We start from the raw sequence: 11,793 nt of genomic DNA, 5'->3' as shown, positions 1-11,793 counted from the left end.
AGGACTGGTGTCGTCCGGTACCGGTGGGCAGGATAGAGGACATGGACTACGAATACGCGCCATTGCGGTTACCGCCGAATGTCGACCGGATGACCGCGATGGCGCAACTGGCGATCCAAGCCGAGTTCTCCGGCTGGGAGCTGGCCCGGGTGCGACTGTTCCGTGACGGTACGCGGCAGGTGATGCTGCGGCGTCGCGTCATCAACCAGTCGCAACCGGGCCTGTCCTACTGACCCACCTTCCCGGTAGCTCCTACCGGGCCCGCTCGGTCTCCTCGTCGGCGTCCGACAGGAACGGGTGCTCGTCCAGCCGACCGACGAGCCGGTCGTCGGCCCCCGGCGTGAACGGTCCGCTGCTGTCCTCGTCGTCGAAGGACTCCAGGTCGAGCGGTACGGAGACCTCGCTGACCATCACCACGCCGTCCAGCGGCTCCAGCTCGGGGATGTCCAGGGCGCCGAGCGACCCGTCCCCGGTCTGCAACAGCTCCAGCACCGCCTCGCCGACACCCTCCACCGCCGGCGACTCCTCCTCGTCCGGTACGGCGGCTCGCCGGGCGGCCTGGGCCACCCGGAGCAGGGCGGCGACGCTCGGCACCCGGTAGTCGCGCCGGTGGCGTACGGAGAGGACCAGCGGGTGCGGGTCGTTCGGCTCGGAGCCGTCGGCACCGCCCAGGCCCACCCCGAAGCGCTCGTCCGCCTCGTCCGGGTCGATCGCCTCCACGTCCCACGGCGTGACCTCACCGAAGGCGTCGAGCAGTTGCTCGTCGTACTCGTACGACGCGTTGTTGAGCTCGACGTACGCCTGCCAGACGGCATCGTCGTCGATCCGGCCCTCGGCGGCCCGGACGGCGGCGAGGTGCGCCCGGGCGGTCTCGATGACCCGTTCCAGGGCGGCGTCCAGCTCGGCGTGCTGGTCGGTCATGGTGTGGCCTGTCCCTTCGCTGCGATGTCACCAGCCCGCCGACCGCGGCGCGGGCGGAAGTCGATACGCCGAGGCGGACCGGGATTGACGGACCGAGGATAGGTGGAACCGGAAGTGGAGGATCAACCGGGGAACGTGGACGAGTACCGCCGGGCGTGTCAGGCGGGCGGGTGGTCAGCTCTGCCGGAGGAACCGGTCGAGCACCCGCACGCCGAACTGTAGTCCGTCGACCGGCACCCGCTCGTCGATGCCATGGAAGAGGGCGGAAAAGTTCAGATCGGCCGGCAGCCGCAGCGGCGCGAACCCGAAACACCGGATGCCGAGCTTGGCGAACGCCTTCGCGTCGGTCCCGCCGGAGAGCATGTACGGCACCGGCCGGGCACCCGGGTCCTCGGCCCGCAGCGCCGCCGCCATCGCGTCCACCAGGTCGCCGTCGAAGCTGGTCTCGATCGCCGGCTGCCGCACGACGTGCTCGACCTCGATGTCCGGCCCGATCACCTCGCGCAACTGCTCCATCAGCAGCTCCGACTGGCCGGGCAGGCTCCGGCAGTCGATGGTGGCGCTGGCCCGGCTGGGGATCACGTTGTCCTTGTAGCCGGCGGCCAGCCGGGTCGGGTTGGCGGTGTTCCGGACCGTCGCGCCGATCAGGTTGGCGATCGGTCCCAGCTTGGCGATCGCCAGCTCCGGGTCGTCCGGGTCGAGGTCGATGCCGAGCGCCTCGGAGACCTGCTCCAGGAACACCCGCACGGTCGGGGTGACCACGATCGGGAAGCGGTGCCGGCCGACCCGGGCCACCGCCTCGGCCAGCGCGGTGACGGCGTTGTCGTCGTGCACCATCGAGCCGTGTCCGGGGCGGCCCCGGGCGTGCAGCCGCAGCCAGTCCAGGCCCTTCTCCGCCGTCTCGATGAGATAGAGCCGCAGGTCCGGGCTGACCGTGTAGGAGAAGCCGCCGACCTCGCCGATCGCCTCGGTGGCGCCCTCCAGCAGCTCCGGGTGCCGGTCGACCAGGAAGTGCGCGCCGTACTCGCCGCCGGCCTCCTCGTCGGCGGTGAAGGCCAGCACGATGTCGCGGGGCGGGCGTATCCCGGTGCGCTGCCAGTCGCGGACCACCGCGAGCACCATCGCGTCGAAGTCCTTCATGTCGATGGCGCCCCGGCCCCAGAGGTAGCCGTCGGCGATCTCACCGGAGAACGGGTGCACCGACCACTCGCTCGCGTCGGCCGGTACGACGTCCAGGTGCCCGTGCACCAGCAGCGCACCCCGGCCCGGGTCGGTACCGGGGATCCGGGCGACCAGGCTGGTCCGGCCGGGGGCGGACTCGCGTAGCTGCGACTCGACACCGACCTCGGCGAGCTTGCCCGCCACGTACTCCGCGGCGGCCCGTTCACCGACGGTGGTCTCGGGGTCCCCGGTGTTGCTGCTGTCGATCCGGAGCAGGTCCCGGCAGAGTTCGACGACCTCGTCGGTGGCGCTCGGGTGGGTGGACGCGGACTCGCTAGTCATGCGGTTCTTCATACCAGCCGGGCGGCCCCGGGCGTCCCGCCCCCACCCGGTGTCGGGTTTCGCCATCTGGACCGGAGGGTACCTGCGGATGTCCGCGGAGCAGCGCCGGTCGATGGCCGGGCCGGATCGGCGGACCTGAGTGAATCGGCGGACCTCAGTGAGGAGGCCAATCGTGAGCGTGCCACTGCCGCCACTGCCCCCGGCCGGTGACGACGAGGACTACCGGCCCGGCGGGCGCAGCATGCTGGAACTGCTCGCCGAGGAGCACGACCAGATCGTGGCGCTCTGCGCCGAGCTGGCCGAGGACGTCGGGCCGGAACGGCGCAGCCAGGTCGCCGAGGTGCTGACCGCGACCGTCGCCCGGCACCTCTCCGGCGAGGAGCAGTACCTCTACCCCACCGTACGAAGTGCGCTGCCCGACGGCGGCCCGCTGGCCGACCGGGAGATCGCGGCGGACACCGACACGTTGCGTACGCTGCGGGAACTCGTGCACGTCAGGCCGACCGAGCCCCGGTTCGCCGCACTCGCCGACGAGGTCACCGGGCAGTTGCGCCGGCACGCGTCGACCGCGTCGACCGCGATCTTCCCCGCGCTGCGGTCGGCGGCCAGCGACGCCGACCTGATCCGGCTCGGCAACCGGGTGGAGATCGCCGAGGAGGCCGCGCCGACCCGGCCGCACCCGGACGCCCCGGCGACCCCGCCGTGGAACCGGGTGGTCGAACCCGCGCTCGGCGTGGTCGACAAGGTACGCGACGCGGTGAGCGGCCGGCCGACGTACGTCGAGGACCTGACCCCGCCGACGAGCCCGGCGACTCCGCCGGCGGCGCCCTGAACGTCCGGCAGGATGGGATGATCCCGCTCGGCCCGGTGCGGACCCGCTCCGGGCCGAGCCGCGTGGCGTGGACGGACGGAGGTTTGGCGGTGCGAAACGCGCTGGTGGTCCGGGGTGGCTGGGAGGGACACGTCCCGGTGGAAGCGACGGAGGTGTTCCTGCCGTTCCTCCGGGACGCGGGCTTCGCGGTCGAGGTCCACGACGACCTGGCCGTCTACGCCGACCCGGACCGGATGGCCGCCGCCGACCTGGTGGTGCAGTGCTGGTCGATCGGGACGATCCGCGACGAGCAGGCGGCCGGACTCGTCGCGGCGGTCCGGGCCGGTACCGGGTTCGCCGGCTGGCACGGCGGGATCGTCGGCGCCTTCCACCACAACGCCTACCACCAGCTCACCGGCGGGGTCTTCGTGCACCATCCGCCGGGCTTCCTCGACCACGAGCTGACCGTGCGGCCGGAGCGGGCCGACCACCCGATCGTCCGGGACATCGGGACGGTACGCCTGCACACCGAGAAGTACTGGGTGCTGACCGACCCGCTCAACGACGTACTCGCGACGGTGACCTTCGACCCGGAACCGGCGGCGGAGAGCGGGGCCGGGGCGGCGGGGCAGACGCCGTGGGATCGCTCGGTGACCCTGCCGGCGGTCTGGACCAGATCGTGGGGCGCCGGCCGGGTCTTCGTCTCGACGGTCGGCCACAAACTCGACGACCTGACCCTGCCGCCGATCCGGCGGATCACCGAACGGGGGCTCCTCTGGGCCGCCCGTCAGGCTTAGGTGCCCGTTCGGTCGCAGTTCGGGTTTCGTTTGGGGGATCTTTCACCAGTCAAAGGTCTAGCCGTGAATCCCGTTCGGGTCCTACCGTCACGCTATGAACCTGGAGCTGCGGCACCTCAAGGTGGTCTGCGCGATCGCGGAGACGGGCAGCGTGACGAAGGCGGCCTCGACCCTGGGCCTGGCACAGCCCGCGCTCACCGCACAGCTCCAGCGCATCGAGCGGACTCTCGGCGGCCCGCTGTTCGAGCGGGACCGACGTGGCGCCCGACCGACCGCGCTGGGTGAGCTGGTGCTGGCCCGGGCCCGGGTACTGCTGCCGGCGATGAAGGGGTTGCAGGACGAGGCCGCCCGGCTGGCCGGGACCGGCACCACGATGACCCGATTCCGGTTCGGCGGGGTGAACAGTCCGATCCTCGGTGGACTGGTGCACCGGCTCGCCGCCGACCAGCCACACGCGCAGATCAGCACCCACGCCTCATGGTCGGTGGACGAGCTGGCCCAGTTGGTGCTCAGCGGCCGGCTCGACTTCGTACTCTCCGGCGTCTGCGGGGACGCCGTCCCGTCGGCGGAGTTCGGGCTGACCTGGCGGGCCGTGGCGATGGACGCGGTCTTCGTACTGCTGCCGGAGGCGCACCCGCTGGCCGCGCACGACGAGGTGCACCTCGCGGCGCTCGCCGACGAACGCTGGGCGGCGGCACCCGGCGACGGCTGTTTCGCGGACTGCTTCGTGGCGGCCTGTGCCCGGGCCGGCTTCACCCCGGCGAAGATCTACGAGACCGACATCCGGAGCTGTATCGACCTGGTCGAGGCGGGTGAGGCGATCGCGCTCGCCCAGGCCACCTTCCGGCCCGTCTCCGGGCTGGTCACCCGTCCACTGGCGCACACACCACTGCGCTGGCGGCTGCTGCTCGGCTGGCATCCGGACGCCCCGGCGGCCGACATCGCCGACCGGGTACTCGGGCACGCCATCTCGGCGTACACGGACTCGTTGTCCCGGAACCCGAACTACCTCGCCTGGTTGGCCCGGAACCCGAACTTCGGCCCGCAGGACCTGGCCGCCGCCTGACCGCCGCCCGGCCCCGCCCGGCCGGCCCGCCGGGAGGCAGCGGTATGAGCTAGGCGGTATATACCTGGGTCGATTATGGGCGGTTACCTTAACCATGCCCTGCCCGACCCAGAACCGCTGGTACCGCGGCGATCGTCGACATCGCCACGCCCGGCGGGACTGACCCCCGGTCGGCGGGGCGTCGGCCACCGTGCGCCGACCCGGTTCCGGGCCGGGCGGCGCACGGGCCGACCGGCCCGGCTGTTCACCCCCGCACCTGCGGGCGGCGCGCTCTGCCGCTGCCCGCAGGTGGACAGCTCTCGTGTCACTCGCCACCGCCACCCGCCCCGGGAGCAGGGGCGCTGGCCGATGCACACCGCCGGTTCCGTTCCCCCACCGAACGTCCGTTCCCCTAAGGAGACTCTGGATGAAGCGAAGACTCGCCACGCTGGCAGCGGTGACCCTGCTGCCGGTGGGCATCCTCGGCACCGTGGCCCCACCCGCGGCCGCGGCGCCCGACGGTGCCCCCGCCACGGCTCCGGCCACCGCCGAGGCCGCCACCCCGCAGATGCTCGCCGCGATGCAGCGCGACCTCGGGCTCACCGCCGCGCAGGCCCGGACCCGGATCAGCCGGGACGACCAGGCCAGCCGGACCGACGCCGGGCTGCGCAAGTCGCTCGGCCGGGCGTACGCCGGGGGTTGGATCTCGGCGGGCGGCGACCTGGTGGTGGCGGTCACCGACCGCGCCCAGGCCGCCCGGGTGACCGCCGCCGGCGCCCAGCCGAAGCTGGTCGCCCGCAGCGAGGCCCAACTCGACGGGGTCAAGTCCGGACTGGACCGCGCCGCCACCAAGGCACCGGCCCGCTCGGTCCCCGGCTGGTACGTCGACGTCGCCACCAACACCGTCGTGGTACTGGCCAGCGGCGGTACCTCCGCCGCGACCGCGTTCGTCGCGGCCAGCGGGGTGGACGCCGCGGCGGTACGGATCGTCAGCAGCACCGAGGCGCCCCGGCTCTACTACGACGTCCGGGGCGGCGACGCCTACTACATGGGCGGGCGCTGCTCGGTCGGCTTCTCCGTCACCGGCGGTTTCGTCACCGCCGGGCACTGCGGGACGACCGGTACCGCCACGCAGGGCTACAACCAGGTCGCCCAGGGCACCTTCCAGGGCTCGTCCTTCCCGGGCAACGACTACGCCTGGGTGCAGACCAACAGCAACTGGACCCCGCAGCCGTGGGTCAACGACTACGCGGGCGGCAACGTGACCGTCGCCGGCTCCACCGAGTCGGCGGTCGGCGCGGCGATCTGCCGGTCCGGCTCCACCACCGGCTGGCGGTGCGGCACCGTGCAGGCGAAGAACCAGACCGTCAACTACGCGGAGGGCTCGGTCAGCGGCCTGACCCGGACCAACGCCTGTGCCGAGCCGGGTGACTCGGGCGGCTCGTGGCTCTCCGGGCAGCAGGCCCAGGGCGTCACCTCCGGCGGTTCGGGCAACTGCACGTCGGGTGGCACCACCTACTTCCAGCCGGTCAACGAGATCCTCTCGGTGTACGGGCTGACCCTGCGTACCAGTGGCGGGGGCGACCCGCCGCCCACCGGGTGCACCGGGTACGCGAGCACCTTCACCGGCTCACTCTCGTCCGGCGCGACCCAGTACCAGCCGAACGGCAGCTACTACTACAGCAGCGTCACCGGCACCCACCGGGGCTGCCTGGACGGGCCGTCCGGAGTGGACTTCGACCTCTATCTCCAGAAGTGGAACGGCAGTACCTGGGTGAGCGTGGCCAGCGGCACCTCGGCCGGCCCGGACGAGACGACCTCGTACTCCGGCACCGCCGGGTACTACCGGTACGCCGTCCACGCGTACAGCGGGTCGGGCAGTTACACCCTGGGCGCCACCGCGCCCTGACCGGCGGACCGGTTACGCCACCGGCGTACCCGGTCGACCAACCCGGGCTCCCCGCGGCGCCACGCGGGGAGCCCGGCGGCGTGCCCGGGGCAGCTACCTCGACCGGACCGGTGCGAACCGGCCGGAAGCGGGTACCGGTACCGGCATGACCGACATGATCCCGCCCGAGGACGACCGGGAGCCGGTACGCCGGATCGCCGCCGCGCACACCGCCGCGTCCCGCGACGTCGAGGCGTTCCTGCGCCGGGTACCGGCGCTGCCGAGCCCCGAGGACATCGCCGAGTACGCGGCGCTGCTGGCCCGGGAGGAGGCGCGCCGGACCGAGCGGACCGACGCCGCCGAGGCAGCCGGGCTGAACGTCCCGACCATCGGCGGCGCCTGAACCGACCCGGCTCGGCTCGCGGCCCGCTCGCGGAGAGGGCGCGCGGACGGGCCGGAACGGCGTCGGTGCTGGTCTCCCGGGACGGCTGCCGTACGGAACGGCGTCGGTGCTGGTCTTTCGGGGCGGCTGCGGTTACCGCTCGATCAGCGGGTCGTGGCCGAGGTCGAGCAGGGCCCGCCGCCAGTCCTCGTCGGTCACCCCGCCGGGCGGGCGGGTGTCCATCAGGTCCTGGATCTCGCCGACCGTCTCCCGCATGACCTGGATGTCGTCGCCGGTCAGGTCGACCTTGCGCTTGCCCAGGATGGCGAGGATCCGCCGGCCGGGCTCCGGCAGCCCGAGATCCGGGTCGGCACCGAACGCCTGCTCGCCGGAGCCCTGGGTGAGCAGCCAGCTACGGAGCTGCTCGGAGGTGACGTTGACCCGGCTGTGGAAGTCCTGCCACAGCCGCTCCACCTCCGGCTCCACCCGTTGCTGCCGGGCCATCACGCCTCCTCCGCCGCCGGCGCCTCGGGTCGGGCCGGCTCCTCCTCGGTACGGTTCCGCCTCCCCTGCGGCGGCCGGGGCTTCGCCGGGCCGGGGGTGGCGACCGGTGGCCGCAGCACGGCGTCGGTCTTCGCGCTCTTCTCGCGGTTCTCCTCGGGCTGGCTCACGCCGCTCTCCTCCTCTGGTCCGGATTGCCGTCGAGGCGGCCGTCGGCTCATCGGCCGTGCGGCCGTCGACTCAGTGCCCGGCCGGTCGTCGGCTCATCGGCCGTGCGTGGCGGTGGCCGGGCTGCGCCCGCCGGCGCCCTTCCCCGCCGACACGTCGAAGGTCAGTTCGCCGTCCCGGGTACCGACCGTGACCCGCTGCCCCGGCTCCACGGTCCCGTCCAGCAGCATCCGGGAGAGCCGGTTGTCGATCTCGCGCTGGATCGTCCGGCGCAGCGGCCGGGCGCCGAACTGCGGCTCGTAGCCGTGCTCGGCGATCCAGTCCACCCCCTCGGTGCTGAACTCGACCTCGATGTCCTGGGCGTGCAGCCGCCGTCGGGTCTCGTTCAGCAGCAGTTCGGTGATCTGCCGGAGCTGCTCCGCCTCCAGCCGGCGGAAGATGATCACCTCGTCGATCCGGTTCAGGAACTCGGGACGGAACTGCTCCTGCAACCGGCGCATCAGCCGGTCCCGCAGCTCGCTGTTCTCCTCCTCGGCGGCATTCCCGGCACCGCCGCCGAAGCCGACGCTGCGCTGGGTACCGGTGATCAGCTCGGAGCCGAGGTTGCTGGTCATGATCAGGACGCTGTTCCGGAAGTTCACCGTCCGGCCCTGGCTGTCGGTGAGCCGCCCGTCGTCGAGTACCTGCAACAGGATGTTGAAGACGTCCGGGTGCGCCTTCTCGATCTCGTCGAGCAGCACCACCGCGTACGGGCGGCGCCGGACCGCCTCGGTGAGCTGCCCCGCCTCCTCGTACCCGACGTAGCCGGGCGGGGCGCCGACCAGCCGGCTCACCGTGTGCCGCTCCTGGAACTCGCTCATGTCCAGCCGGACCATCCGGTCCTGCTCGCCGAAGAGCGCCTCGGCCAGCGCCCTGGCCAGTTCGGTCTTGCCGACCCCGGTCGGGCCGAGGAAGAGGAAGCTGCCCATCGGCCGGTCCGGGTCGGCCAGCCCGGTACGGGACCGCCGGACCGCCTCGGCGACCACGCTGACCGCGTCGTCCTGGCCGATCACCCGCTCGTGCAGGTGCCCCTCCAGCCGGAGCAGCCGGTCCCGTTCCTCCTCGGTGAGCTGGCTGACCGGGATGCCGGTGGCCCGGGAGACCACCTCGGCGATCTCCTGCGGCCCGACCTCGGGTACCGCCGGCTGGTCGCCGTTGCCGTTGGCCACGTGCAGTCGCTCGCGTACGTCGTGCAGCCGGTCGCGCAGTTCGGAGGCGCGCTCGTACTGCTCGTCGGCGACCGCCTGGTCCTTCTCCCGGCGTACCTCCTCCAGTTCCCGCTCCAGTTCCCGTACGTCCCCGGCCGGGGTCCGGGTACGCAGCCGTACCCGGGCGCCGGCCTGGTCCAGCAGGTCGATCGCCTTGTCCGGCAGGAACCGGTCGGTGACGTACCGGTCGGAGAGCTCGGCGGCGGCGACCAGCGCCTCGTCGGTGAACCGGACCTGGTGGTGCGCCTCGTAGCGGTCCCGCAGTCCGCGCAGGATGGCGACGGTGTCGTCCACGGTGGGCTCCGGCACCAGCACCGGCTGGAACCGCCGGGCCAGCGCGGCATCCTTCTCGATGTTGCGCCGGTACTCGTTCAGCGTGGTCGCGCCGACCACCCGCATCTGGCCCCGAGCCAGCGCCGGTTTGAGCATGTTGCTGGCGTCCATCCCGCCCTCGGCACCCGCGCCGCCGGCGCCGACCAGGGTGTGCAGTTCGTCCAGGAAGATGATCAGCTCGTCGCTGTGCGCCCGGATCTCGTCGAGCAGCTTCTTCAGCCGCTCCTCGAAGTCGCCCCGGTAGCGGGTGCCGGCGACCAGCCGGGCGAGGTCCAACTGCACCACCCGCTTGCCGATCAGCGTCTGCGGCACGTCCCCGTCGGCGATCCGCTCGGCGAGTCCCTCGACGATCGCGGTCTTGCCCACCCCGGCCTCGCCGATCAACACCGGGTTGTTCTTGGTACGCCGGGACAGGATCTCCACCGCCTGCTCGATCTCGTCCATCCGGCCGATCACCGGGTCGATCTCGTCGGCCCGGGCCAGGTCGGTGAGGTCCTGGCCGTACTGGTCGAGGTTCGGGGTGCCCCGGTCCGGCTTGCCGCCGCCGTTTCCGCCGGTACCGCTGGCGCTGGCCGCCTGCAACGACTGCGGCTGGATCCGGCCCGCCGCCAGCATCCGGCCGGCCGGGGACTCCGGGTTCAGCGGCAGGGCCATCAGGATGTGCTCCGGCCCGATGTACGAGGCGCCCATCGCCCGGGAGAGCTGGTGCGCGTCGAGCAGGGCCCGCTTGGCCGCCGGGGTGAGGGACATGTTCGACGGCACCTGGCCGTGCTTGGCCGGCCGTTCCACCCGCTGCTCGCCGCCGAGCGCGCCGAGCAGCGCCTCCGGGTCGGCACCGGCCCGGCTGATCAGGTCGCGCAGCGGTTCCCGTTGCAGGGCCGCCCAGAGCAGGTGGTCGGTGTCCAGGTCACTGCTGTTCGCCTGTGCCGCCCGGCGCGCCGCGTCTGCCAGCATCTCCCGGGCGTCCGCGGTCATCAGCCTGGTGATGTCCACCCGCTGCCCCTGCCGGCGGTTCTCTCCCCGGCCGAAGTACCGGGCCAGGAACTCGTCCCACGGATCCGGGCCGAGGTCGCCGGGTCCCTGCGTCATCTCTGGTCCCCCTCACGGGCACGGGCACTGGCGTCACCTCGGCTACCCGGCGGAAGGCCCGACAAACGCGGCGTAACCACAGCCGGGGCGACCGGGATGGCAGGCTGGACGGATGGCAGTCGAACCCCTCCTCGTCGTGGACGCCGCCAACGTGGTGGGATCCCGACCGGACGGCTGGTGGCGGGATCGGGCCGGGGCGACCGCGCGGCTGCGGGACCGGCTGGCGCCGATCGCCCGGCAGGGCCTGCCCGGGCTGGCCGCGCCGGTCCAGGTGGTGCTGGTGGTGGAGGGTGCGGCCCGCCGGCTGGAGCCGGCCGAGGGCATCCGGGTGGTCGCGGCGGAGCGCTCCGGCGACGACGCCGTCGTGGGCCTGGTCGAGGCGGAGGGTACCGGCCGGAGGTGCGTGGTGGTCACCGCCGACCGGGCGCTGCGGGACCGCGTCACCGCCCTCGGCGCCGAGGTACGCGGACCGCGCTGGCTCACCGCGCCACCGGACCGGGTGCCGGAGACCTGATCCCGGGCAGACCGAGCGGGGTCAGGTCGTTGGTGCCGAACGAGAAGAACCGGCGTGGGCGACGGTGTCGGCGGTCTCCGGCGCGGTGGGCAGCGCCTGGAAGTTGCAGGGGTGAGCTGGGCTTGCCCGGGTGCCGCCAGACAACTGTCGGAGATCCGACTGAGTAGTCGGGTGATGGCACAAAGTGGGAGGAAGCCCGGCGTACGGCTGCCACCGGCCGGACCAGCGGGGAACGGACAGCCGGGCAGCAAACGCCCAGGGCGCCGCAGAGCGCTGATCGGGATAAGCTCTAATTAGAGCCCTCCCCGCCCCCAGGAGGTTTCGCCGTGGCGAGTGTCGCCGAGCTGAAAGCGGCCATCGACGCCGCCCTACAGCAGATCGGCGACGGCCAGGCCGCGGTGCAGGCCGCCAGCGACAAGCTCGCCGAGGCGCAGCAGACCCTGGCCGGGGCGCTGGAGGGAAGTGGACACTCCACTGTCGACGCCGCGCAGGCGTCGCTCTCGCAGGCCGCCCAGGAGTTGGAGGAGTGCCTCGCCGCGACGCTCGCCGCCGTCGAACACGCCCAGCTCTACGTCTCGACGCTGTAGCGCAGCG

At 72.8% G+C, this 11,793-nt stretch carries 13 protein-coding genes; 8 read left to right on the top strand and 5 right to left on the bottom strand.

What is annotated here, in order from left to right; all coding sequences use genetic code 11:
• The first annotated feature begins 41 nt into the window (after positions 1-41).
• Positions 42-233, top strand: a complete 192-nt coding sequence (locus tag Pma05_RS08465) for a DUF5703 family protein (RefSeq protein WP_203856773.1) — start codon at positions 42-44, stop codon at positions 231-233.
• Between the two features lie 19 nt (positions 234-252).
• On the opposite strand, the gene Pma05_RS08460 is transcribed toward Pma05_RS08465, so the two are convergent.
• On the bottom strand, positions 253-921 hold the full coding sequence (locus Pma05_RS08460) for a hypothetical protein (RefSeq protein WP_203856772.1): 669 nt from the start codon (positions 919-921) through the stop codon (positions 253-255).
• A 174-nt stretch (positions 922-1,095) separates the two neighbouring features.
• On the bottom strand, positions 1,096-2,424 hold the full coding sequence (locus tag Pma05_RS08455; protein WP_203856771.1) for a M20/M25/M40 family metallo-hydrolase: 1,329 nt from the start codon (positions 2,422-2,424) through the stop codon (positions 1,096-1,098).
• A gap of 172 nt (positions 2,425-2,596) precedes the next feature.
• Here Pma05_RS08455 and Pma05_RS08450 point away from each other — a divergent pair, with 172 nt between their 5' ends.
• From Pma05_RS08450 to Pma05_RS08430, 5 genes are all read left to right on the top strand, one after another.
• A complete protein-coding gene (locus Pma05_RS08450; RefSeq protein WP_203856770.1) occupies positions 2,597-3,256 on the top strand; it encodes a hemerythrin domain-containing protein in 660 nt (219 codons plus the stop codon).
• Between the two features lie 89 nt (positions 3,257-3,345).
• Entirely contained in the window at positions 3,346-4,032 is a 687-nt protein-coding gene (locus Pma05_RS08445) for a ThuA domain-containing protein (protein ID WP_307836844.1), read from the top strand.
• A gap of 94 nt (positions 4,033-4,126) precedes the next feature.
• Positions 4,127-5,098 (top strand): LysR family transcriptional regulator, encoded by a 972-nt coding sequence (locus Pma05_RS08440; RefSeq protein ID WP_203856768.1) that lies wholly within the window; start codon positions 4,127-4,129, stop codon positions 5,096-5,098.
• 406 nt (positions 5,099-5,504) lie between these two features.
• Complete coding sequence (locus Pma05_RS08435) at positions 5,505-6,986, top strand: S1 family peptidase (RefSeq protein WP_203856767.1); 1,482 nt, start codon at positions 5,505-5,507, stop codon at positions 6,984-6,986.
• A 145-nt stretch (positions 6,987-7,131) separates the two neighbouring features.
• On the top strand, positions 7,132-7,368 hold the full coding sequence (locus Pma05_RS08430; protein WP_203856766.1) for a hypothetical protein: 237 nt from the start codon (positions 7,132-7,134) through the stop codon (positions 7,366-7,368).
• A gap of 132 nt (positions 7,369-7,500) precedes the next feature.
• On the opposite strand, the gene Pma05_RS08425 is transcribed toward Pma05_RS08430, so the two are convergent.
• The 3 genes from Pma05_RS08425 to Pma05_RS08415 form a co-directional block, all read right to left on the bottom strand.
• A complete protein-coding gene (locus Pma05_RS08425; protein WP_203856765.1) occupies positions 7,501-7,851 on the bottom strand; it encodes a DUF3140 domain-containing protein in 351 nt (116 codons plus the stop codon).
• Positions 7,851-8,018, bottom strand: a complete 168-nt coding sequence (locus Pma05_RS08420; RefSeq protein ID WP_203856764.1) for a hypothetical protein — start codon at positions 8,016-8,018, stop codon at positions 7,851-7,853. The genes Pma05_RS08425 and Pma05_RS08420 overlap by 1 nt, the downstream gene beginning before the upstream one ends.
• A gap of 93 nt (positions 8,019-8,111) precedes the next feature.
• Positions 8,112-10,685 carry an ATP-dependent Clp protease ATP-binding subunit gene (locus tag Pma05_RS08415; protein ID WP_203856763.1) on the bottom strand — a complete coding sequence of 858 codons (2,574 nt, stop codon included), beginning with the start codon at positions 10,683-10,685 and terminating at the stop codon, positions 8,112-8,114.
• Between the two features lie 112 nt (positions 10,686-10,797).
• Between Pma05_RS08415 and Pma05_RS08410 the strand changes: the two genes are divergently transcribed.
• Both Pma05_RS08410 and Pma05_RS08405 read left to right on the top strand, forming a co-directional pair.
• Positions 10,798-11,199, top strand: coding sequence for a PIN domain-containing protein (locus tag Pma05_RS08410; protein WP_203856762.1), 402 nt, complete (start codon positions 10,798-10,800; stop codon positions 11,197-11,199).
• 326 nt (positions 11,200-11,525) lie between these two features.
• Complete coding sequence (locus tag Pma05_RS08405) at positions 11,526-11,786, top strand: hypothetical protein (protein ID WP_107259179.1); 261 nt, start codon at positions 11,526-11,528, stop codon at positions 11,784-11,786.
• Positions 11,787-11,793 lie beyond the last annotated feature (7 nt).

This window comes from Plantactinospora mayteni (assembly GCF_016862935.1).
GTDB lineage: Bacteria > Actinomycetota > Actinomycetes > Mycobacteriales > Micromonosporaceae > Plantactinospora > Plantactinospora mayteni.
Note: the sequence above shows the minus strand (reverse complement) of the source record. Positions and strands in the feature narration are given on the sequence as shown.

What these genes read in the sequence shown, in the direction of transcription:
- Pma05_RS08465 (WP_203856773.1), top strand. Translation starts at nt 42, where the DNA reads ATGGACTACGAATACGCGCCATTGCGGTTACCGCCGAATGTCGACCGG.
- Pma05_RS08460 (WP_203856772.1), bottom strand. Translation starts at nt 921, where the DNA reads ATGACCGACCAGCACGCCGAGCTGGACGCCGCCCTGGAACGGGTCATC.
- Pma05_RS08455 (WP_203856771.1), bottom strand. Translation starts at nt 2,424, where the DNA reads ATGACTAGCGAGTCCGCGTCCACCCACCCGAGCGCCACCGACGAGGTC.
- Pma05_RS08440 (WP_203856768.1), top strand. Translation starts at nt 4,127, where the DNA reads ATGAACCTGGAGCTGCGGCACCTCAAGGTGGTCTGCGCGATCGCGGAG.
- Pma05_RS08435 (WP_203856767.1), top strand. Translation starts at nt 5,505, where the DNA reads ATGAAGCGAAGACTCGCCACGCTGGCAGCGGTGACCCTGCTGCCGGTG.
- Pma05_RS08430 (WP_203856766.1), top strand. Translation starts at nt 7,132, where the DNA reads ATGACCGACATGATCCCGCCCGAGGACGACCGGGAGCCGGTACGCCGG.
- Pma05_RS08425 (WP_203856765.1), bottom strand. Translation starts at nt 7,851, where the DNA reads ATGGCCCGGCAGCAACGGGTGGAGCCGGAGGTGGAGCGGCTGTGGCAG.
- Pma05_RS08415 (WP_203856763.1), bottom strand. Translation starts at nt 10,685, where the DNA reads ATGACGCAGGGACCCGGCGACCTCGGCCCGGATCCGTGGGACGAGTTC.
- Pma05_RS08410 (WP_203856762.1), top strand. Translation starts at nt 10,798, where the DNA reads ATGGCAGTCGAACCCCTCCTCGTCGTGGACGCCGCCAACGTGGTGGGA.